This window comes from Dyadobacter sp. CY347 (genome assembly GCF_021502655.1).
Classification (GTDB): Bacteria; Bacteroidota; Bacteroidia; order Cytophagales; family Spirosomataceae; genus Dyadobacter.
This window is the reverse complement of record NZ_JAKFFT010000005.1, coordinates 118,619-142,019: the sequence shown is the minus strand read 5'-3', so window position 1 is coordinate 142,019 and position 23,401 is coordinate 118,619. Positions and strand designations below refer to the sequence as shown.

Sequence of the window (23,401 nt, the reverse complement as noted above, 5' to 3'; positions counted from 1 at the left end):
GAAGGCGCGTTACCTAGGAGTAACGCGCCTTCGACTCCGCTCAGGCTGACAGGGCTATTAACACATTGGATATTAATCTCTTACAAATCAACCAAAAATAAATTCATTTAATACATATTATTCTTTTAAAAAGATTGATACATTTACAACACAAAAAACTTTTGAGACTTTCTATTTATATGGATTAGGTATAAAATTATTTTATGTTTATTTACGTATCAAACTTGAAATAAACTATTATCTTTTTATACTTATAATACTTTTAAATGAAAATCATTAGTATTGTGAACAACAAAGGCGGTGTGGGAAAGACCACTTCGGCTCAGAGTATTGCAGCCGGTCTCAGCAAATTTGCCAATGCGAGAGTGTTGGTTATTGACCTGGATGCGCAGGCTAGTCTTACCAAGAGTTTCGGTATTCAACATGCCGGGCTTAAAAAAGACAGCGGCTCGTTCATCACCGGCGAATATGAATTTGATGAGATCGTCAAGCGGGTTGGGGATATTGATGTATTGCCGGGATCGGCAGAATTGATACACCGTGAAGACACTATCAAAGCGGCCCCGGTGTTTCCGTTCAACCTGAAAATTGCATTGGAAAAAATCAAGGACCGCTACGATTTTGTGATCATTGACTGCCCGCCTGCATTGTATGGGAATACGCGGCTGGCCCTGGTTTCGTGCCACCAGTATTATGTTCCTTTGCAGGCTGAGTTTTTGAGTTATGAAGGTCTGAGGAATTTTTTGGTGTATTCTGCGGAGATCAAGAAAATTAGTCCGAGTACAAACCTGGGGGGTGTTTTTGCAACGAGATATAACCCGAAGATCAGAAAAAAGATCAGCCATGAACTGATCAGCGCCACGAAAGAGCAACTGGGCGATGTATTCATGGCATCATATATCCGCGACAACATTGCGCTTTCCGAAGCGCAGGCGAACGGAACAACCATATTTGATTACGCACCGAACAGCAATGGTGCCGAAGATTATTACAAACTGACACGAGAAATTTTAGAACGAATCAATAACTGACACGATGGCTAAGGAAAGGAAATTTGATTTTGCGCCGCTTCCGCGGGTTGCTGACATTCAGGAGGAGGTTGATAACAACAAGCCCAATGAGGTTGCAGATGGAGCGCCAACCAAAGTAACATTCGATTGTGATTACATTTTAATGGAAAACATGAAGGATTACGGTTACTGGGAAGGCCTGACGCAAAAAGACATCATTCTCGAATCCTTAAAGCTGTATTTCCAGGACAAAGAAATCCGCCCAAGACCAGATAAAATCAGAAATCGCACCAAAGTAGGCCGCAAGCCGAAGTCGGTTAGTGAGTGACATGCTAGCCCTGTCAGCCTGAGCGGAGTCGAAGGCGCGTTACCGAGGAGTAGCGCGCCTTCGACCGCCCGGCGGCCCGGTCCGCTCAGGCTGACAGCAGCTTAAACAACTCATCATTTCATTCAATCAGCAGCTTCCCGGAGACTTCTCTCCCTCCATTGCTGAAACGGTATAAATACAGTCCCGTGCTCTTGTTTAGGTTCAGCTCTGTTTGTTGCTCGAAATGCTTATCAAGCACTTTTCTGCCTTGAATATCAAAAAGTGTGAAAAGTGATTTTCCTGAAAGTTTTGTGGTGATTTTTACAAAACCTCTTGCCGGGTTGGGTGAAACCTGTACGAGTGCGTTAGATGGATTTTCAATGGCTAATATCGGGGACACTTTTACTTCCGTTGTCGCTGTGTCGGCGCAGCCATTTGTGTCGACGACCCGCACTTCATAGACGCCGGAATTTCTAACCGTTGCATTTTGGATTAAAGATACCTGGGTTTCGGATTTGAAATTTTCCGGTCCTTGCCAGAAATAATTGATGCCGCCGCCGGCTGAAATTTCAATGGTTTCTTTTTCAAGATAGGGGCCGGTGTTTGTTGCAGTGGCTTCGGGCTGTGCGAAAACGGTGACTTTTGCTTTTAATGTTGAATCAGGCTGGCCGGGCATTTTGCAGGTTACGGCGTAATCAGTTGTTACTTTTGGATTTACTTTAACAGATAAACCAGTTTCGCCTGTGGACCAGGAAACGGTTCCTGCGCAACCCGATGCGGTAAGCAAACTAAACTCGCCCGGACAAATGCCGGGATCAGAAATTTTCACCTTGAATACCAGCGGCGCGTTGCTTTTAGCCAGAGTCCATTGAATTGTTTTTGTGCGCTCATCTTCCCTGTTTTCCCGCCTGCTAAGTAATGTTGAGTCAAACACAGAAGCGACCAAGTTGCCCGTATTGTCCTGCATATCAGTCACATTCAAGGTAATTTCGCTTCCGGTCTTGATCAACGTTCCGTCCAATTTCCATTCCACTTTCAAGCTGTTGGGCTCGGGCTCAACAAGGTTCAGTTTAAATGTTTGTGGTTGCTCCGAAAGTACGATTGCCTGCGCTGGTTCCGGCATAACCCGATCGATCGGGCTCACAACTTGCAGGATCCGCTCAGCCGTTGCCTCCTTGCAAACTGCACAAAACGGCCGGTCCAGATATTCCATCAGGCAGTTGGCATGTGTTGGCTTAAACCATTTTGCTGCCTCGCCTTCCCCGTGCGGAAATATGCCAATGTTCGTTTCGTTTAACCAGTTTTTCCATTTGATTGTAGCCGGATCGGTGATGGCAGTCATATTGGGCGCCTCCCAGCCGTATTGCGGCCCGGCCCAGTATTCATCATTCAGAGCCGAAAATGTATGGCCAATTTCATGAACGCCAATGGTGTTCGCTGCTGAATGCAATGTATGAACCGCAATGCCGCCGCCCGAACCGCCATAAAATGGTGTATTGACCAGCATCACGACCAAATCAGCTGTCGGAAAGTTGAAGGCCAGCACATCGGTTAAATTTTGATAGTTCTGAACAACGACGAGCCTATGTATGTATTCGCCGAAACTCGCGCCATAGTAAGTGTCCTTCTTGCCGACCGGCTGATCTGGATATGCGTCGGGAGCATTGCCGGGATTGCTTACGCCGCTTTCCTTCGAAGGCGTAGCAATAGAAAAGAAGTTAAAATAGTTTCGGTAAACATCATACGGGGCATAGTTGAGAAAGAAATCCGCGAATTTCTTGGCCTCTTCTGTAAACTTCGGAAGTTCGGCCTGCGTGAAACCATCACCCAAAATGACAACATTAACCCGGTTGTCGATAGCGCCATGTTTATAAAGGGTGTCGACCTTAAAAGTCTGAGAAAAACAACTAAAAGAAGAGAATAAGAAAAGTACGAGGGTAAAAAATCTGGCCATCTATTGTAAGTTTAGTGTGTAAATTTTATTGTCGCCTTTTTCAGGTGTAATGCTATGTAATTCAATCTTTTCCAGGCCATTATCTTTTTGAATACGAACAGATAGTATGCCTTCTTTTGAATTCAAATCCTGTTTACTCAACTTCCCATCCTCGCTCGCCAACTCAACCGATTTATAAAGCGGATGCTCAAAAATCAGCGGGACCTCCATGTGACCCACCGAATATCGTGGGATCACATTGATCTGATAAGGACTGTGAACAGGCGCAGTCCTGTTTTTTAGCGTTCCACTTCCAGAAACCGCATTAACCAGCTCGACGGCTTCCGTTTTTCCATTCCGTTTGGTGATCTTGAAATCCAGGAAAAGAATGTGGTTTGCAGCTTTCGGATCATAATTTCTTACATTTTGAATAGACAATGTCGATTCAGAAGTTCTACAACCTGTCAGCGCAATTCCAACCATTATTATAAGTAAAAAGCCTATTTTGGACATAATAACTTGTGACACAAAATCCCTGAAAACAGTTGCAGTGCGCATGGGTTATGTAAGAATGCTCTTCACAACATGACCATGCACATCGGTAAGCCGGAACCTTCTTCCCTGAAATTTATAAGTTAACTGTTCGTGGTCAACGCCCATTAGGTGCATTAATGTGGCCTGAAAATCATGCACATGCACGGAATCTTTTACAATATTATAACTAAAATCATCCGTCTCACCAAAGCTGATTCCAGGCTTAACCCCTGCCCCGGCCATCCACATCGTGAAGCAGCGCGGATGATGGTCGCGGCCGTAATCTTCGGCGGTGAGTTTGCCTTGTGAATAAACCGTGCGCCCGAATTCTCCTCCCCAAACAACCAATGTATCGTCCAGCAGACCCCTGCGTTTCAAATCCATAATAAGCGCCGCTGTTGCCTGATCCGTATTTTTGCATTGGTGCGCAATGCTTTTGGGCAATCCGCCGTGGTTGTCCCAGCCCTGGTGATACAGTTGCACAAACTTGACATCCTTCTCCAAAAGCTTGCGGGCAAGAATGCAATTGGCCGCATAAGTCCCCGAATCCCGACTATCCGGTCCGTACAAATCAAAAACTTCATCAGGCTCTCCGGCCGTGTCCATCACTTCGGGCACGGACGTCTGCATCCGGAAAGCCATTTCATACTGCGCAATCCGCGCGTCCACTTCGGGGTCGCCGTAGGGTTCATTTTGAAGCTGGTTTAGTTTTGCCAGGTAATCCAGCATTTCCTTACGGTCAGTGCCGTCGTATCCTTCGGGGTTATTTAAAAAAAGCACGGGATCCTTTCCGGACCTGAACTGGACGCCCTGATGTTTTGACGGCAAAAAGCCATTTCCCCATAACCTGGCATACAGAGGCTGATCCTTCGCACCATTTTTCGAAACTAGAACAATGAATGATGGAAGATTCTGATTATCAGTCCCTAAACCATAACTAACCCATGAACCAATTGAAGGCCTGCCCGGAAGCTGGTTGCCCGTTTGGAAAAATGTGATCGCCGGATCGTGGTTAATAGCCTCAGAATAAACAGATTTGATTATGCACAACTCATCCACAACCTTCGCCGTATGCGGCATGAGCTCGCTCACCCACGTCCCGCTTTTGCCATGCCGGTTAAATCCATAGATCGACGGAACCACCGGCAACGAACTCTGGTTCGCGCTCATGCCCGTGAGTCTCTGGCCTTTTCTGACCGAATCAGGCAAGTTCTGACCAGCCATATTAACCAGTTTGGGCTTATAATCGAACGTTTCAAACTGCGACGGACCACCGGCCATGAACAGGTAAACAACCCTTTTTGCCCTCGGCGCGATGTGCGGCAATGCTTTCAGGACTTTCTCTTCCAATGCCGCTGCGCCTTCGGTTGTTGCGGCTGCGCCTGAACCAAATAATTTTTGTGCGCCAAACAGTGATCCCATTGCCAGCGCGCCGAGCCCCAGCGACGTTTTGACGAGAAAATTCCGCCTTTCCAGCTTTTTGTTCAGTATATCAAATTCAGGGCTGTTGATCCTGAATGGTTCTTCGTGATGGTTTTCCATGGTTCATCGCTTGGTTAAGGATGCATCCGAATTCAATATTGTGCTTGCAACAACCGTATTAGCCGCTATCTGTGCCGCATCCAAACTTTTATCGACAACAAACTGCCCTTCTGCCAGCCAGCCCGCCGATTTTTGCGGTTTTTTTCTGAATTTCTCAACCTGCTTTTTTTGTAATTCCAACAACAAAACGACTTCTTTCGCAGAAGGTCTTCTGCCAGTTAATTTCCGGTAACTGGTCGTGATCGCATCATTAACATTCTTATTGAGAGCCATTTGCTGCCCCATGACTTTCATCGCTTCATTGAATGTAGGATCATTTAACGTGACCAGCGCTTGAAGTGGTGTGTTGGTTTTTTGCCGCCTTACCACGCAAAAACTTCTAGAAGTCGCGTCAAATGTGGCGAGCGTGGGATTAGGGACGGATCTTTTGGTAATCACATATAAGCTTCTCCGGTAAACGGCGTCGCCCGAATCGCGCTGATAACTTGTATTGTTAATTTCCCAAAGCCCATCCGGCTGATAAGGCCTGACACTTTTGCCACCCACTTTTTTATTAATCAATCCACTCGCTGCCAATGCATTATCACGGATCATTTCAGCGGTAAGCCTGTTGGCAGGACTGTGCGAAAGCAGCCGGTTCTCAGGGTCTTTTTCCCGGATTTCCCTCGAAACATCCGACCGCTGCCGGTAAGTGGCCGACATGACAATCAGCTTGTTAAGTACTTTCACATTCCAGCCCGATTCCTGAAAACGCATTGCCAGCCAATCGAGCAATTCAAGATGACTGGGCATTTCTCCCTGATTACCAAAGTCTTCCGTGGTTTTCACAAGCCCGGTTCCGAAGAAATTCTGCCAAAACCGGTTAACCGCAACCCGGGCAGTCAGCGGATTGTCCTTGCTAGTCAACCACTGCGCGAGCCCGTATCTGTTTTTGGGCAAATGTTCAGGGAATGTCAAAATTGATTTGGGTGTGTTAGGAAAGACCTCTTCCCCGAAAGAATCATAATTCCCGCGCAACAGAATGTGCGCCTTTTTGCGTTTCGGCATTTCCTGCATCACCATGAGTTCCTTAATATGCTCCGCAGAATCCGCCAGCACCGTCCGGATCTTTTTAAGCTCAGCTTCGGCTTTGGTAACCGATTGAGAAACAACTGTTAAGTAATATTCTCTAAGCACATTCCGCTGCTTCTCCGACCATTGACTTCGATCAGAAGAAACGACTGACTTCCATTCATTTTGACCGGCCAGAATTCCAATTTCAAACGGCGTCAAAGCTCGGTGATACACCAGAATGTCGTCTGCCAACCCGTCTTTAAAGCCGTTTCCCCGCCACCAGGCGCCAATTTGTAATCCTGGCTGAACATTGGACTTAAATAAAATGTCTTTCGTTAGCTGGTCCGTTTCCGTTTCCATAGGCATTTCTGCACCGTCGAGAAACAGCTTAAAGCCGGCTGCTTTGGAAGATCCGTCATAAGTGATCGTCAGCTGGACCCATTTGTCTCTCGGCAAATGGGCCTTTGAAACTTTGGTAATGGCATTGGAAGGCGCTGTATGCGCCATGTTAAGTTCGAGCTTATTGTTTTTTAAATACAAATGATAGCCCCGAAAATTGTAAAGCCGCTCGGCCTGACTCTTGTGCAAAATCACGCCTTCTTTCAACTCCTTAGGCACATTGACCCAGATCCCAATGCTGAATGGCTCCGATCTCCTGAAAACACCAACCTGATTTAAATCCAAAAATACATCCCCGTTGAAGTGCATGGCATATCCCTGGCCGTGCGTTACAAAAACAGGCTTATCCCCCGTCATACCCGACTCGCGCTTCATTATCCCCTTTTCTTTTGGATTAATGTCATTCACCAAACTGTTGCCGGAAATGTTATTTTTATCAAATAAAAACTGCGCTTGCAGGCCCTCTGACGGGATTTTTTGATTTGCCAATCGTTGAAAACCAGCACTGCCCAGCCATTTCTCAAAACCTGACTGGTCATTATTTCTATTTTGTCTAACCGTTTTTTCCTGTTCCAATTCCCTTGATTTCAGGAATTTGAGCATTTTTTCCTCTTCATCCGTTGGTAACATCAATGTTGGCGTTGGAAGCGCATCATCCCAGGAAATCTGTCCTGCTTCTTTTACATTATTGAAGAAACTAAACAGCTCGTAATAGTTTTTCTGTGAAATCGGGTCGTATTTGTGGTCATGACATTTCGCACAACCCACTGACAGTCCGAGCATTGCATCACCGAAAGTATTTGTTCGGTCTACTACATATTCGGTTTGGAATTCTTCCTCAATGATCCCTCCTTCCATGTTTTGCTGGTGGTTTCGATTGAATGCAGTTGCAATCAGCATTTCTTTCGTGGGCTTCGGCATCAGGTCGCCGGCAAGCTGCCAGTGCAGGAATTTATCGTAGGGAAAATTCCGATTGGATGCGCTAATAACCCAATCGCGATAAGGCGACATGTCACGGAGGCGGTCCACGGTATAGCCATGCGAATCCGCAAAACGCGCCAGATCCAGCCAATCAACTGCCATTTTCTCTCCATAATGCGGTGAATTCATAAGCCGGTCAACCTGCCTTTCATATGCATTGGCTGACTTATCATTCAAAAAAGCATCCATTTCAGCGATTGAAGGTGGCAGTCCGGTCAGGTCGAGAGATAACCTGCGTAGCAACAGCTCTTTGTCCGCTTCGGCGGACGGTTTGAGTTTTTCAGTTTCAAGTTTGGTCAATATAAAATTGTCGATCGGGTTTCTGATCCAATCTTCATGCTCTACGCCCGGAATTTCAGCTGTTTCAGGTTTTACAAATGCCCAATGTGGCTTATAAGCAGCGCCGTCTTTGATCCATTTGACCAAAATTGCCTTTTCCTTCGCATTCAGACTTAAATGTGAAGCGGGCGTTGGCATCATATATTCGGGATCACCGGAAAGAATGCGGTGGAAGACTTCGCTGTTTTTGAGATTACCCGGATCAATCGCAACCTTTCCTTTATTTTCAGGAAGATCGCTATATGCAGCTTCCTGGATATCAAGCCTTAACCCGGCTTTTTGCTTGGCTTTATCCGGTCCGTGACAAGCGAAACATTTGTCGGATAGCACCGGTTTTACGTGCTGGTTATAATCGAGCTTTTCAGGTAGTTCGTCGTACGCAACCTGCACCTCCCGGGGCAGGTCGGGCCCGCAGGAAAGCATCGCAACGCCGCATAAAGCAAATAATATAACCCTAACCGTGATAGTCATACCGATTTTAAGCATTTTTAAACTAGGATTCAAAGTTTAATCCTAATAATTTCCGCAATCCCTATATTTACGATCTAGGATCCAAATCAGGCTACGCAACGCTCTATCTACGCCAGCGCTTCGTCCATCCCGTTTAATCAAGCCTTTATCATAATTTACTATAAGGTTTTTTTATTCCGTTGCATTTTTATGGTGAAAATACAATCCCATAACAATGAATAAACTTTTTCTCGCTTCAATCATCTTTCTGGCCACCTTCGTTTCTCCTGCAATTGCACAATTTCCAGGTGCCGGCGGAACTACCCAGCCCAAGGCCCTGCCCGGAACTGCGGGCGATCAAACTCCGAAAGGAAATTCAAAATTATCCGGTTCTATCGTTGATTCTTCTTCTGCAAAAGGCATTGAATTCGCAAGCATTGCGCTTTACAACAAAGCAACCGGCGCGGCAGTTGACGGAACCGTGGCAGATGAAAAAGGCAAATTCACATTATCCAAGCTCGCAGCAGGCGATTATAAAGTCCTGATTTCGTTTATTGGATTTGTGAATAAAACCATAGACAACATTGCGATCGCGAAAGGCCAGGAACTGGACCTGGGCGTCATTACTTTGTCGTCCAACACCAAAACATTAAACGAAGTTACCGTCACAGGACAAGCCGCTTTGATCGAAGAAAAAGTGGACAGACTTGTCTATAATGCTGAAAAAGATATTACTGCAAAAGGCGGCGACGCAACGGACATTCTGAGAAAAGTGCCATTGCTGACGGTCGATCTGGACGGCAATGTATCCCTGCGCGGAAGCCAGAACATCCGCGTGCTGGTGAATAACAAGCCAAGTACGATCATTGCAAACAGCGTTGCGGATGCATTAAAGCAAATTCCTGCGGACCAGATTAAAACAGTGGAAGTCATCACAAGCCCATCGGCGAAATACGATGCCGAAGGCTCCGGCGGGATCATTAACATTATTACCAAGAAAAACAGCTTGCAGGGACTCAACCTGAATGTTGATTCCGGAATCGGAAACAGAGGATCCATCCTGTCACTGAATGGTGGTTACCGCAAAGGAAAAGCCGGTTTCACCATCGGTGGTTTCGGCCGCGGAATGTATAACACGATCACGAAAACAACCCTGGAACAAACGAGCATTGTCGACAATGTTTCTACCGTTACGCGTCAAACCGGCGACGGATCGAGCCGTGGTTTATTCGGAAACTATAACCTTGGATTTGATTATGATCTGGCTAAAAATCAAAGCATTACAGCAGGAGTTCGCTATGGTGTACGGAACTTTCGCAGCCAGCAGGATCTGATCACACGCATTATGACAACAGGCGAAACAGACTTTAACTCCGCACGAAATGTGGATGCAAAAAACCTGTCAGGAACGATTGATGCGAACATTGACTATCTGCATACATTTAAACCACAACAGGAATGGAGCATTTCAACGCTTTACAGCCGCAACGACCTCACCAATGATTTCGATGCTGATATCCTGAACGGCAGCAGCGAGCTCATTAACCGTCAGCGCAACCTGAACAAGAGCATTAACCAAGAGTTTACATTTCAATCTGATTATCAGACGCCTATCAAGAAAAACCAGTTACTGGAATTTGGCGGTAAAGCGATTTTCAGAGAGGTTACCAGCGCATACAATTTCCTGATCGCTGAGCCAACGGGCGACTTCCGTCCCGAACTGGACCAGCCTGCGGGAGATTTGACTTATCATCAAAACATTGCGGCAGGTTACTCGTCTTATACTTATACGACCAAAAAGCGCTATACTTTCAAGGGTGGTCTGCGTTACGAGCATACATTTATTGACGCGAGCACGAATGAAGGAACAGTAGGAGTAGGTAATTATGGAGTGCTTGTGCCGAGTGTAAATGCTTCCAAAACATTCAAAGGGACAACCTTGAAACTAGGTTACAACCGCCGGATCCAGCGTCCCGGTTTACAGCAGCTGAACCCGAACTTCAACTCGGCTAACCCGCAGAACATTACCATTGGTAACCCGGAGCTGCGACCCGAACTGACCAACAACTTTGAGCTGGGCGTTAGTAAAAACATTAAGAAAACGTTCGTTAATGCTACGTTCTTTGGCCGGATCACCAACAATGCGATCTCACAAGTGCGCCAGCCGTCGGATACGCTCGAAGGCGCCATCATTACCACGTATGAAAACATTGGAAAACAGCACGCTTATGGTGTTAACATTTTCGCGAATGTTGCGGCAACTTCCAAGATCAGCTTCGGGATTTTCTCAAACATGTATTATGCTACGCTGACCGGGCAGACATTTGAAAAAGGCGTTGCGCGAACATTGGAAAACTCAGGGTTTGTGGTTAGCGGCGGTTTGTTTTCGCAGGCGACATTCAAAAACGGCTGGGGAGCACAGGCATTCGGGTTTATGCAGGGAAATACGGTCCAGTTGCAAGGTTACCAGGGCGGGTTCGGATTTTATACCGTGGGTGTGAAAAAAGAATTTGCGGATAAAAAGGCAAGCTTGGGACTGGCTGCCGAAAACTTCCTGAGCAGACGTTTCAAAATGCATACCGAACTGAAATCACTCGAATTCAACCAGGTGAATGACATTTACATGTACAACCGCGGCATCAGGCTGACATTTACATACAAAATAGGAAAGATGACCATGGACGCTCCGAAACGCAAAGCGAAGTCGGTTAACAACGACGACGTGAAAAGTGAAGGCAGCGGCCAGCAATCCGGCCCGGCCCCGGCAGGCGGCGGCACGCCACGGTAGTAATTTCACTATCAATGCTTTAAGAAAATAACAAACTACTTACTCCAAATAAACCTACGTATGAAAACGACCAAATTGTTCGTCGCTGTTGCAGCGGCATTGATCTCGGCAGGCTCCTTTGCACAAACTGTTGATGAAATCGTGGATAAGCATGTGGCTGCCCTCGGCGGCATGGATAAAATTAAGGCTGTCAACACTGTAATCACAGAACGTTCGCTGGCTGTACAGGGAATGGAAATTCCTACAAAAACGATCCTTGTGGTGGGCAAGTCACTTCGCAATGAATCGACCATTATGGGTAACTCCATGGTGCAGGTGGTGGACGATTCCAAAGGCTGGATGATCCGTCCGGCACAAATGGGCGGGACCGGCGAGCCAGAGGACATGCCTGCCGACCAGTTGAAACAACAAATTGCATCGCTGGATCCCTTTGGCGGACTTGTAAATTATAAGGAGAAGGGCAACAAAGTGGAGCTTGTCGGCAAAGAAAAAATGGACAAAAAAGATGTCTATCATTTGAAAGTGACCTCAAAAGAAGGCACATCCATGGATGAATATCTGGACGCAGAAACGTTTCTGGTGAGCAAAGTTAAAGTGGACATGAACGGCCAGAGCGGCGAAATCGAGCTTTCCGATTATAAGGAAGTGGAAGGCGTTAAATTTCCTAACACGATGGACATTACCAATGCGCAAATGGGCACCATGTCGTTCATTACCAGCAAAGTATCTGTAAATACACCTGTGGACGCGGCTGTTTTCAAAAAACCTGTTAAATAGAACTTTAAGTTTTAGCATGCTAAGGCATCGGGATCTTCTCCGGTGCCTTTTTTGGTTCCGGCGAACCCGGCTGGATTGTTGGTGAAACAAATAAATGTCGCGCAAAGTAAAATAGAGACAAAAAAATCTTAATATTTACTTATTAAGCCAATATTAGTACCCTGCCAGATCGTGGTCGTTTGAATATGTGTAAATGTTTAAGAGTCGTTTTCATCCTGCTTGCAGTCCAGTTTTTTTACGGGATGATCAATTTGTGCCCTGCCCAGTCGTACGGGCTTGGTTTTGAAAGTTTTGAATCGGTGCAGGATAAAAGGACCGGCCTGGATCTCTCACCGGACGGGACGTTGTGTTTTGATAAGAATTTCGAGCTTTCCTTTGAAGTTTCTTTTCTCAAACACAAAAAGAACTATTTCGGCTACATCGTCCGCCTCATCGAAAACGACCAGAAAAACATTGACATTCTTTATGATAATTCTTCTCTCAATAAAGACCGGTTCAAAGTCGTTATCGGCGATAAATTTTCTAAGATCGCCTTTGACATCAGCGAAAATGATCTATACCAGCATTGGAATAAAATAAGGCTGGTATTTGATAAAAGTGCAGGCACGCTTACGGTTTTCAGCGGATCGCAGCAATTCAAGCAGGCGGTTGGATTGGAGAAAAACGGCTGTTACAAGATTCTTTTCGGGGCTAACAAATACAAAAACTTTAACACAACAGACGTTCCGCCGATGAAGGTCCGGAATGTGGCTATTACCGAGAATGGCAAAGAAAAATATCGCTGGAACCTCGATGAAATGAGCGGCACAAGAGCGATCGGCGCCGAGAAAAACACGGACGGACTGGTCTCCAACCCACTCTGGATCAAGAAAATGCATTACGAATGGCAGCCATTGCAAACATTTCTTGTCCAAGGCCCTGCCCGAGTCACTTGCGATCAAGCAACGGGGATCGTTTATGTTGTGGGCACGGACACATTGACGTCATACCGCATTTCGAATAACCGGGTTAAGCACATGCCATATCAGAGCCAGTCGCTTTTGATGGACAATCAGGTGTTTTATGAAAAGTCAAAAAACCGGATCTATAATCTTTTTATCAATGAAAAACAGGTTGCCAGTTTCGACACGATCAGTGGCAAATGGGACAAAAACAATGTTAAGCCGGAATTGAAAACACATTTCCTGCATGCCAATAAGTTTTATTCCAAAACAGACTCAACGATTTATATACTGGGCGGTTACGGCCATCTTGAATACAAAAACATCATCCAGAAATATCAGCCCGCAACCGGTCAATGGTCGCAGACCAGCCAGCAGGACAGCGTTTTCTCACCCAGATATCTGGCAGCCGCAGGTGAGGCAACAGGCGGAGCGTACATGATGGGCGGTTATGGCAGCATTACGGGCAGGCAAATCCTGAACCCGAGAAACTGGTATGACCTTATTTATTTCAATACGAAAACGGGTACCTTCAAGAAAATATACGACCTGAAAGCTCCGCAGGAAGATTTTGTGTTTGCCAACTCCATGATTGTCCGGGAAAAGGAAAATTCCTATTATGCGCTCATATTTCCAAAAGACAAATTCAACTCCGAATTGCAGCTCATAACCGGCTCGCTCTCCAAGCCGGAATATATGCCCGTCGGCTCCAAGATTCCTTTTGAATTCATTGACACGGAATCCTTTGCAGACCTTTTCTTCGATGAATCAACCGGCCGTTTTGTCGCAGTAACATTGTTCCATACGGATAAGAACCAGACCAAAGTTTCGATCTATTCCCTTTTCTCGCCGCCCTTAGCGACGGTTCCAACGCTTGTACAGGCTTCTGCTAAGTCCGGAAATGTGTTTTGGATCATTGGTGCTGCGATTGCGGTCGTTGCAGTGTTTTATTTTTACAAAAGGCGCAGACCGCTCGATGTAGTTCCAGCAACCATTCCTGTCGCTGCTGAGAAACATCCGGTGACGGAAGCCATCATTCCACCGGCTCCGGTTATTGAGGTTCAGGAAAAAAGCATAGAAGCCAGGATCATCCCGCTGCACAGCAGCATTATGCTTTTTGGAAATCTGCAATTATTTGATGACCAGGGGACGGAGATCACGAGGTTGTTTACGCCTTTGCTTAAAGAACTGTTTTTAGTGATCCTCTTGCATTCGGTGCGGCGTGAAGGGATCAGCTCCGAAAAATTGAAGGAATTGCTTTGGTCTGACAAGTCATCGGAAAGTGCGCGGAATAACCGGGCTGTTAATATTGCGAAATTGAAAGGGATTCTGGACAAACTTAAATGGTGCCACATTTCGAAAGAAAGCGGTTACTGGCGCGTGAGCATTGATTATCAGCAAATTCATGTCGACTATGCCGAGTATTTGAAGCTGGTTTCGGATAAACGCGTGCTTTCCAGGCAGGACATTGTGGACCTATCGCAGATCAGCAAGCGCGGCACGTTCCTGGCCGACCTGGAATACGAATGGCTGGACAGCTTCAAATCGGAGATTTCCAACGAAATCGTCGATGCATATTTGCGGTATGCTACTTCGGTTAAAATCACCGATGACCCGGAATTTATGATCAAAGTCGCCAACTACATCTTTTATTTTGACCCGGTTAATGAAGAAGCGATGACCATTAAATGCAAGGCCCTGGCGCTTTTAGGCAAGCATTCCCTGGCAAAAACGACTTTTGAGAATTTCGCCAGGGAATACAGCCGGATCTACGGCGAAGAATTTCAAAAGGACATGCCGGAAGTTTTACATTCCTGACCGACCATTTCGAAGGTTTAGTTCGGTCGTTCAGGTTTTTTGGCGCTGAATCCCGCTTCACCGTGAAACCATTTTGCACCTTGCCCAGTCAGCCATAGATAGTGATCCGTTTTCAGATCGGCCTCTATCCCGACGAATTTTCCGTCTGCGTTTTCCGGCAATTCACCTTCACGTTTGCATTTAAAAATCGCCGTGCCTTCGTCGACCTCATCAAACATGGCTACATACAGAGCTTCTGCCCCAGAAAGCTTGGCGCCAGCAATCTGCTGCCATAAAAAGTCCCCTTTTCCGCGGGGGATCTCATTATAGAGCGATTTGTCATTCTTTAAATTACCCCAGCTGAAACCCGGAAAAACCAACGGCGCGTAATCCACATTGTTGGCCTTGCACCAGGCAATGTCGGCAGGTAAGTTAGGCCCCGCAACGCCCGTATACGTGGACGCATTATAGCGCCCAACCGCCCAGGGCATTACCACGTCGGCACTTTTAACAACCGTATGCAGTAATGTGGAGTTTTCCGTATCCTTCCCCAGACTTCTCCAATAGTAGGGAACGCCCAGCATTATAGAGGCCTTTTTGGTCGGCCCTTTTACTTTTTCAACGAGTTTTTGAATGTCCGATATCGTGTATTTACGCCCATCATTAAATCCCACACCCCAGATCGCCAGCAATGGGCGACCGTTATGGCGCAGATATTGGGGATTTTCTTTGTTATCAAAAAGCTTAAATGTGCTTTGCAGCTCCTCCCAATCTTTGGCAATAAAGTCCATATCTGCTGACGTCGAGCCACTCAGATCGTACATGACGCTAATTGCCCGGCCATATTTTTTAGATGCTTTCAATGCATTGGCCAGCACTTTGTTAAAATGTTTTTTGCCGCTTTCACCTTTCACTTCCGACACGAAGCGCTGCATATAAACGCCGTCAATGCCATGCTCTTTCATCCATTTGAAATGCAGATCGACACTTTCTTCGTCATACGGGCTGTAAATGGGCGCTGCTTCGCCGTTTTTGTATTTAAAAGACGTTTTGTAAGTTTTCGGATAATCGGTTACATCCGGCCAGAAGTCGATGGAAGTGGAACCCGGCTCGAATTTGCCGCCCTTTTGGTAATGATGCCAGCCGCGGCCGGCACCATCCCCTTCGGCAGTAAACCAGCCCTGATAACCGGCCATTACCAGCCCTTTGTAGCTCTTGAAAAGAACACCAGTTTCATCATACTTTACTTCTTCAATTGGTTTAGGATCAACAGGTTGTTTAACATCATCCGAGCCATGACAGCTGAATGAAAGAAAAGGCAAGAGTATTAGGAATGAAAAAAACTTCATGGTTAAAGGTTTAGTTTTAAAAATCTTATCATTTAATGAATTGAAATATCATCGAGTAGATGGATTGAAATCCATCGCAAGAAAATGGTCGAGCCTGATGGCTCTTTTCTGCTCAAAGCAACTTTCTCCCTAAAAGAGCCGTCAGGCTCGAAAGACACCCTAACCCTGGATTTTAATCCAGGGCTTAAAAAAATCACCACTGCATTCGATGGATTGAAATCCATCGCAAGAAAATGGTCGAGCCTGACGGCTCTTTTCTGCTCAATGAAGGTTTCTCCCCAAAAGAGCCATCAGGCTCGAAAGACACCCTAATCCTGGATTTTAATCCAGGGCTTAAAAGATCACCACTGCATTCGATGGATTGAAATCCATCGCAAGAAAATGGTCGAGCCTGACGGCTCTTGTCTGCCCAAGCAGGTTTCTCCCCAAAAGAGCCGTCAGGCTCGAAAGACACCCTAACCCTGGATTTTAACCCAGGGACACCACAGACTCACGGGTCTCTTCTCGCACAGCAGACCCATAGCTATCATCTCACACAGCCCCACAGCTCCCATCTCACACAGCCCCACAGCTCCCATCTCGCACAGCCCCGACATCTCTCATCTCGCACAGCCCGACACCTCTTATCTCTCACGCCCGACTGCTCTCATCTCTCCATCACAAAGCAAGCCGAACGGCTTTTGCATAATTGAACTTGGACTCCGGGGCATCTATGACCGCTCCTACCCGGAAAAAATATTGGTTGCCCGTTTTGAGGTTGTTGCTATTCGATGGAATGTCGATTTCCAGCTGGTAAACCTTATTGGGGTCGGCTGCACCGTTGATCTCCATTTCGGACAAAACTGTCCGCATAGGCTCTCCTACCGAAGGCTCAGGATGCGCATAAAGACCAATTTTCCGCACATTGTTGATCACAGTCTGCTGGATTTTGAACGTCGCGATCACTTTCGATCCTGACTTCTCGATTTTCGCATCTTTCAAACGAATGTAAGGCTGCACCTTAAAATCCAGCTTGGTTTCGCCAGCAACGGTTACCTCCTGCGGCTCCGTAGGGACAAAGTTGCCTCTGACTGGCGTAATGGTGTATTGATTGGCGAAGATCAGGTTATTGCGATATGTTCCGTCATTTTTGACGATCATAACCTGCTTTGTCTGAGATGTATATCCGTGCTCAATGTATTCAATGGTGCTGCCACGGATAATGTCCTGCTCCACCGGCTCGTTGGTTTCTGCGTCCAGGAAGGTTCCATAAAGCTGCGCATCAGGCGCAGGGTAATTGTCTATTTTACAGCCCGCCGCAAAGAGCAGCATTGCCAGCGCGCTGATGTATATCTGTGATTTCACAATTTTTAAAATTATAGTTCAAGATTAATGTTAGAAGCCAGCTTACGAATTGCGGGAATGGCTTAATACTGCGGATTCTGGACGAGTCCATTCGCACCAATGCCCGGGACATAGCGGTAGTAATTCTTGTAATCGAATGTCGCAGGGTTCAGACGTGCAATGTTCTGGCGGATGAAAATGTATTTTGCAGGCGTTACGCGCAGATCCAGCACCGGAATGAGTGCATGGCGCACGCGGTTGTTGAATAGCGTGTGGTATTCACGCCTTCTGATCAGGTCCCAAAAACGTTTGTTTTCAAAAGCCAGCTCAACCCTTCTTTCCCGCACCACGTTGTCAATCGTCAGAGGAATGTCTTTTGTATGGCCCGCGCGGCGGCGAATGTCGTTCAATGCCTGTGCGCCTTTTGCGGCCGTTCCGGTTCCGCTTTCAGCAATTGCTTCGGCATAATTCAGCAGGATCTCGGCATAGCGGAAGTCGGCCCAATCGGAGACGGTCTGGTTCCAGCCCGGCGCAACATTCACGCCTTCGTTCAGAAATTTCTTGAAGCTTACGCCTGTCCGGGTGTTGTTTCCTCCCCAGGTGTCAAAACCGGAATATTGTGTCCTGTCCGCAGCACCGAAAGGATAAATGGTCGCGCTGCCGACCTTGATCGGCTCACCGCCAAATAGTTGCGCATTGCCGTCAGGTTTTACGAAACCGGCCTGAATGATGATCTTCTGACCTTTCCAGGCAGTTCCCGGCAGGATAGCCGTTGCCCATAAACGCGCATCTTTATCCTTATAAATTCCCGCCGGATCATCGTAACGTTTGTAATTTTTGGCAGGGTCAAAACCATTATAGTCGCTTACATCATTGCCCGCAACAGTTGTCGTCACCGGCGCGCTTTGGCCCGGATTTGTATAACTTTCATAAGCGTCGATCAGGTCTAGCGTAGGGTTCATGCGGCCTGGGTGCGGCCATCCGTTTGCAGTCTGGTTGGGCTGGAACCAGATGCCGTAATTATGTCCCGTTCCTGAACCCGGGCGTGCATAACCTTTGATAAAAATAGCTTCCGTAGGCGCAATGTTCGGATCTTCGAAAAGCTTGCGGTAGTTTTCAGCTGCTTCTTCCGGACTAGCAGGTGAAGGTTTATAAAGCGCAAATTTACCCGATGAAATAATGGCCTCAGAAGCTTCAATGGCCGCTTTATAATATTCCGCAGCAGCTGATTTTTCCAGCCCAACCAGTTTTTGATCTACCGCGGTGCCGGAAATAGGAGCCCTTTCTCCATATTTTGCCAATGATGCAGCGTGCAATGCAGCCCTGGATTTGAGTGCATAAGCAACCCATTTGGTCGCCCTTCTTTCACCGCCCGGCCACGAATCAGCCAGGTTTGCGATGGCTGTATCGCACTCTTTTAATACAAAATCCCATGTTTCTTTCTCCGTGCTGCGCGGCACTTTGAGTGCTTCTACATCGCCCTCATATTTCTGAACAGCCGTGATTAAGGGAACGCCACCGTATCTTTTAGCCAATGCAAAATACGCATATGCACGGATGAATGCACTTTCGCCCACAAGCGCTTTGGTTTCATCCTCGCTTACGTCCAGTGTCGGGATAATGTCGATCAGGATGTTTGTGTCGCGGATCAGTTTGTAGCCCTGGTCCCACCATTGAAAATCATCGTTGCCAATAAAATCGCCGAATTCCGTATGCACGGCTTCGTCTGTGATCATGGCCGGAGCAAATCCGCCATTGTTCGGGTCGCCGGTGTTCCAGTTGAAACCCTGTCTGAAAAAGGTAAAATCCTCGACCGGCAGCTGGTAGTACAGGTTTGCCATGTATAATTTCACCCCTTCCGGATTGGAAAAAAGGTTTTCCCCCTGCAACTTATCCAGTGGCTGCTTATCGAGCACATTGTCGCAGCTAATGGCCGTTAGCAGCACAAGGAGCATGAATATATGTTTGGTCAATTTCATTATTTCAGCAATTAGAATGTAACATTAATACCAAAGTTGTAGCTTCTGGTTACCGGATAAGTAAGCCCGGCGCCGAACAATCCTTCAATTTTTTCAGGGTCAAATGGCTTTACAAACGGATCGGCCCAGGTGAAAATATTGTGTGCGTTTCCGTAGATACGGACATCATCGATCCCGATCTTTTTGAGCCAAGCCAAATTGAATGTGTAACCCAGCTGTGCGCTTTTAAACCGCAGATAGGAAGCATCTTTCCGCCATGCCGAACTTTCCGCATACATTGCTCCGACATTATAATTAAAGCGGGAAGCCGGCCATTTTCCAGGAATCCACTCATTATCACCATCCAGGTGCCATCTGTCGTAGAAATACTCGGGTGTGTTACCACGGAAGGCAAACACCTCAGCATATACTTCCCGAAAACGCACGCTGTATTTTCCCGATCCCTGAAACAATGCTGTGAAGTCAAAACCTTTCCAGGACGCATTCAATGTTACACCGTAATACATTTTAGGATCGCCGCCGAAGAATAGTGGCAACGCATCATTACCATCGATCACGCCATTTTCGTCCACATCTTTGTATTTAAAATCACCCGGAAGCTCACGTGTGTTGCCCAGGTCACCGTTCTGAATGGGGGCGTAGATCACCTCGTCCTTATTCTGGAACTGGCCTTCTAACTGATAAGCCCATACGACGTCGTTCCAGCGATTGGTTGTTCCCGTTTTCCATTTATCCATGCTGTTCAGGAAATCGCCCCTTTCCACATAGCGGTTCATGGTGCGGGCAAAGTTGAAGTTTCCTGAAATGCCATATTTGAAATCCCTGATCTGACCATTATAGGCAGCTGAAAACTCAATGCCCTGTACACGGTCGCTGTTCAGGTTTTCGTCCGGCAATGTTCCGCCAAAAGTGTTTGGCAATGATACATTTCGTCTGGCCAGCAAGCCTTTACGGTCGCGTTGATACACATCAAAAGTCAGGTCAATGCGGTTGTCCCAAAGCCCAATGTCAATGCCGACGTCCTTGATTTTTGATTTAAACCAGGTTAGTTGTTCGTTCACAATGGCAGGAGAAGCGGCTCCGGTTGTATAATTACCGTTCGTAAACTCATAACCGCCGCCTCCTGTGAGCGAGAATCCGGGCACATACTGGAATGGTGCGCCTGCATCAGCACCCACAAGGCCGTAAGAACCTCTCAGTTTTAGATTGGAGATCAACGGGATCTGGTCCATGAATTGCTCTTCGGAAACGCGCCAGCCCGCCGAAACCACCGGGAACAAACCCCAGCGACGATCGGGGTGATAGCGGTAAGAGCCATCATAGCGGGCCGCTACTTCAAGCAAATATTTTTCTTTGAAATCATAATTCAGCCTTCCTACAAATGACTGGCTCGCATATTCGCTTTCGGAACCGCTGGTAGTCTGGTTGTTAAGTCCGGCCTGGTCGATCTGGTCATTGGTATAGAAAGCATATTCCCGGCCCAACCCTGCCCAGCGGTTTTTGGATTCCTGCTGCTCGTAAACCAATGTTGCACCCACATTATGATTCTTGGCGATCACCGTGTTGTAAAACAATTGCCCTTGAAACGTGACGCGGTTATTATCCGAAAAGTTATTGCCGATGCGCGAAGGATTGCGCTGCAAATGCGCCGTATATTTATCGGTCGCCGCGTCGTAAGTGTACAGGTTGTAGCTTTTAGAGACAGATTTATTTCGATAATTGTTGCTGTCGTAAGCCACTAAACCCTTCAATCTCAAACCCGGAACAAACGGAACCGAATAGGTTAATGCAAAGGTGGACTGGAAAAATTTGTTCGCTTCCTCATTGTATCCGGTCAGGTCTCCGTTTGCAAGTGCAACAGGATTGTAGCCACCGCTCAGCAGGGAAGGATATTTTGGGTTGTCATTGGCATAAGGCCGCTCTGTTGCCAGTGCGATCCTGGTTCCTTTGTAAATGTTGAAAAAGTTGTCGCCAGGCTGATCTCTTTTGTCAAACAGTCCGGAAAGGATCAGGTCTGCTTTCAGGTTTTGGGTTAAATCAATGCCCACATTCGCCCGGAATGTGTACTTTTTGTAACCCATATCCTTACTTTTTAAAAGACCATTTTCATTTTGAAAACCAAAACTGGTAAAATACGTGACAGCCCCTTCCCCACCCGAAGCGGAGAGAAAATGCTGCTGCTGGGAAGCAGATTTGTTCAAAACCGTTTTATACCAATCCGTCCCCTCATAACCAGGCGCCCCTGATCTGAATTTCTCGATTTCTTCGGCCGTATAAACCGCCGTTTCTCCCAGATTTCTGGCGGCATCATTCCGCATTTCCGCCCATTGCAATGCGGAGGTCATCTTAGGAACGTCTGTTGGACTCTGGCGGCCGTAAACTGCATTATAACTAAACTTCGGTTTTCCCTTGCTTCCCTTTTTGGTCGTAACGATCACTACGCCATTTCCCGCCCGGATCCCGAAAATCGCGGCCGAAGCATCCTTTAACACAGAAATGCTCTCGATATCGTCCGGGTTGATCTTCTGAAACTCATAACCACCGTCACGCGCAACACCATCCACAACGTATAGCGGCTCGCCAAACCCGCGAATGTTAATGCTCGTGCTGAAAGATCCCGGCTCGCCCGAATTCTGGCGGATCTGCACCCCGGCCACCTTTCCCTGCAAGCTCTGCGCCAAACTCGTATGCGTCGTAGTTTTAATGTCTTCGGAAATAATGTTCGAGATCGCGCCGGTGAGCGTTTGTTTCCGCTGCGTTCCGTATCCTACAACCACCACTTCCTGTAAATCGTCGGTGCTTGGTTCCAGTCTGATCTGAAATTCGGTTTGGCTGCCTACCGCAATTTCCTGGCGTTTGTAACCCAAAAAACTCACGATCAGCACGGAACCTGATCTTGGAACACTCAATGAAAACCGTCCGTCCGCATCCGTTGTGGTTCCTTTTGCCGTGCCCTGTAAAACAATGCTCGCGCCGGGGATAGCACTGTTTTTTTCATCCTTAATCTCACCCGAAATGTTGGTCTCCTGCGCCATGGCAACCCGTCCCGTCAGCAACGTGAAGGTCATTGCAAGGCAGAAGTACAAGAGGTATTTTTGGAAGCTTCGTAATACTTCCCGTTTTAATAAAAGTCGATTTTCCATAGAATCATTTAAAGTCGGTGACAGCAATTCAAGTGTAGCAGGTTGGCCAAACCATGGGTCAAAGTAACGGGGGGCTTATTAAGAAAAGATTAATAAAACATTAACCAAACCTTACCTGGCAACTTTTTTATCTAATTATTAAATAAAATAATCCAATAAGGTTAAGCTGAACATTGCGAGAGGGGTTTCTAACTATTTGATATCATAATTAAACATCCATATGATATCAAACTGATCCTGGACTACACCGAAAAGCGTGTTGGCGGATTCAGGATTTAAAGCATAGATGACCTTTCCATCCGCCGCCAGTTTGGAAAAACAGCGTATGATTTCCTGCTGATCGTCGAATAGTAATGCGATAGAAATATCAGTATCCGCAATAAATTCTTGCGCACCCATGAAATCGGTTGCCATGATCGTAAATTCCCTGTTGGTAAGCATGGCATGCATCACCTGATGATGCATATCTTCGGGAAATTCAATGGCGAAAGGGGTGTCGCCAATTGTTTCGAGCGTCAGTTTCCCACCAAAACATTCCTTGTAATAATGCATTGCTTCTTTGCAATTGCCATTGAATGTCAGATAGGGTGAGATACGCGTTGCCATTTTTCAAACCAATCGGTGCTTAAACAAAAATAAGGTTGAGCGGCTGTCTGTAACAGGGATAATACGACAAATCGAGGGGTGCTTTGCGACAATCAGCAAAAGAACTTTGAGTTGAACATTGTAATTGGTTGGCCACCAACGAGACGCTTG

General features: G+C 46.7%; 15 protein-coding genes. 6 read left to right on the top strand and 9 right to left on the bottom strand.

Features of this window, described 5'->3' with window-relative positions:
* The first annotated feature begins 266 nt into the window (after positions 1 to 266).
* On the top strand, positions 267 to 1,031 hold the full coding sequence (locus L0659_RS14940) for a ParA family protein (RefSeq protein WP_235127108.1): 765 nt from the start codon (positions 267 to 269) through the stop codon (positions 1,029 to 1,031).
* A 4-nt stretch (positions 1,032 to 1,035) separates the two neighbouring features.
* The gene (locus L0659_RS14935; RefSeq protein ID WP_235127107.1) at positions 1,036 to 1,338 is read left to right on the top strand and encodes a hypothetical protein; all 303 of its coding nucleotides are present in this window, start codon (positions 1,036 to 1,038) and stop codon (positions 1,336 to 1,338) included.
* A 118-nt stretch (positions 1,339 to 1,456) separates the two neighbouring features.
* Here L0659_RS14935 and L0659_RS14930 read toward each other — a convergent pair whose 3' ends face one another.
* The 4 genes from L0659_RS14930 to L0659_RS14915 are packed head-to-tail and all read right to left on the bottom strand — an operon-like array spanning position 1,457 to position 8,584.
* Positions 1,457 to 3,271 carry a M64 family metallopeptidase gene (locus tag L0659_RS14930; RefSeq protein ID WP_235127105.1) on the bottom strand — a complete coding sequence of 605 codons (1,815 nt, stop codon included), beginning with the start codon at positions 3,269 to 3,271 and terminating at the stop codon, positions 1,457 to 1,459.
* Positions 3,272 to 3,808, bottom strand: coding sequence for a hypothetical protein (locus tag L0659_RS14925; protein ID WP_235127102.1), 537 nt, complete (start codon positions 3,806 to 3,808; stop codon positions 3,272 to 3,274).
* Between the two features lie 3 nt (positions 3,809 to 3,811).
* Complete coding sequence (locus L0659_RS14920; protein ID WP_235127100.1) at positions 3,812 to 5,326, bottom strand: DUF1501 domain-containing protein; 1,515 nt, start codon at positions 5,324 to 5,326, stop codon at positions 3,812 to 3,814.
* 3 nt (positions 5,327 to 5,329) lie between these two features.
* On the bottom strand, positions 5,330 to 8,584 hold the full coding sequence (locus L0659_RS14915; protein WP_409019102.1) for a DUF1553 domain-containing protein: 3,255 nt from the start codon (positions 8,582 to 8,584) through the stop codon (positions 5,330 to 5,332).
* 199 nt (positions 8,585 to 8,783) lie between these two features.
* Here L0659_RS14915 and L0659_RS14910 point away from each other — a divergent pair, with 199 nt between their 5' ends.
* The 3 genes from L0659_RS14910 (at position 8,784) to L0659_RS14900 (ending at position 14,872) form a co-directional block, all read left to right on the top strand.
* Positions 8,784 to 11,336 (top strand): TonB-dependent receptor domain-containing protein, encoded by a 2,553-nt coding sequence (locus tag L0659_RS14910; protein ID WP_235127098.1) that lies wholly within the window; start codon positions 8,784 to 8,786, stop codon positions 11,334 to 11,336.
* Positions 11,337 to 11,396: 60 nt separating this feature from the next.
* Positions 11,397 to 12,113: an outer membrane lipoprotein-sorting protein gene (locus L0659_RS14905; RefSeq protein ID WP_235127096.1), complete on the top strand. Its 717-nt coding sequence runs from the start codon at positions 11,397 to 11,399 to the stop codon at positions 12,111 to 12,113.
* 242 nt (positions 12,114 to 12,355) lie between these two features.
* Positions 12,356 to 14,872: a galactose oxidase gene (locus L0659_RS14900; RefSeq protein ID WP_235127095.1), complete on the top strand. Its 2,517-nt coding sequence runs from the start codon at positions 12,356 to 12,358 to the stop codon at positions 14,870 to 14,872.
* A gap of 17 nt (positions 14,873 to 14,889) precedes the next feature.
* Here L0659_RS14900 and L0659_RS14895 read toward each other — a convergent pair whose 3' ends face one another.
* Positions 14,890 to 16,200 carry a glycoside hydrolase family 71/99-like protein gene (locus L0659_RS14895; protein WP_235127094.1) on the bottom strand — a complete coding sequence of 437 codons (1,311 nt, stop codon included), beginning with the start codon at positions 16,198 to 16,200 and terminating at the stop codon, positions 14,890 to 14,892.
* 84 nt (positions 16,201 to 16,284) lie between these two features.
* On the opposite strand from L0659_RS14895, the gene L0659_RS14890 reads away from it, so the two are divergent.
* Positions 16,285 to 16,512, top strand: a complete 228-nt coding sequence (locus L0659_RS14890; RefSeq protein WP_235127093.1) for a hypothetical protein — start codon at positions 16,285 to 16,287, stop codon at positions 16,510 to 16,512.
* Between the two features lie 345 nt (positions 16,513 to 16,857).
* On the opposite strand, the gene L0659_RS14885 is transcribed toward L0659_RS14890, so the two are convergent.
* The 4 genes from L0659_RS14885 to L0659_RS14870 all read right to left on the bottom strand — a co-directional run bounded on the left by L0659_RS14885 (position 16,858) and on the right by L0659_RS14870 (position 23,251).
* Positions 16,858 to 17,544, bottom strand: a complete 687-nt coding sequence (locus L0659_RS14885) for a DUF3823 domain-containing protein (protein WP_235127091.1) — start codon at positions 17,542 to 17,544, stop codon at positions 16,858 to 16,860.
* Between the two features lie 62 nt (positions 17,545 to 17,606).
* Positions 17,607 to 19,502 carry a RagB/SusD family nutrient uptake outer membrane protein gene (locus tag L0659_RS14880; RefSeq protein WP_235127089.1) on the bottom strand — a complete coding sequence of 632 codons (1,896 nt, stop codon included), beginning with the start codon at positions 19,500 to 19,502 and terminating at the stop codon, positions 17,607 to 17,609.
* A gap of 11 nt (positions 19,503 to 19,513) precedes the next feature.
* On the bottom strand, positions 19,514 to 22,645 hold the full coding sequence (locus L0659_RS14875) for a TonB-dependent receptor (RefSeq protein ID WP_235127085.1): 3,132 nt from the start codon (positions 22,643 to 22,645) through the stop codon (positions 19,514 to 19,516).
* A 192-nt stretch (positions 22,646 to 22,837) separates the two neighbouring features.
* Complete coding sequence (locus L0659_RS14870) at positions 22,838 to 23,251, bottom strand: VOC family protein (protein WP_235127083.1); 414 nt, start codon at positions 23,249 to 23,251, stop codon at positions 22,838 to 22,840.
* Between the last annotated feature and the right edge of the window lie 150 nt (positions 23,252 to 23,401).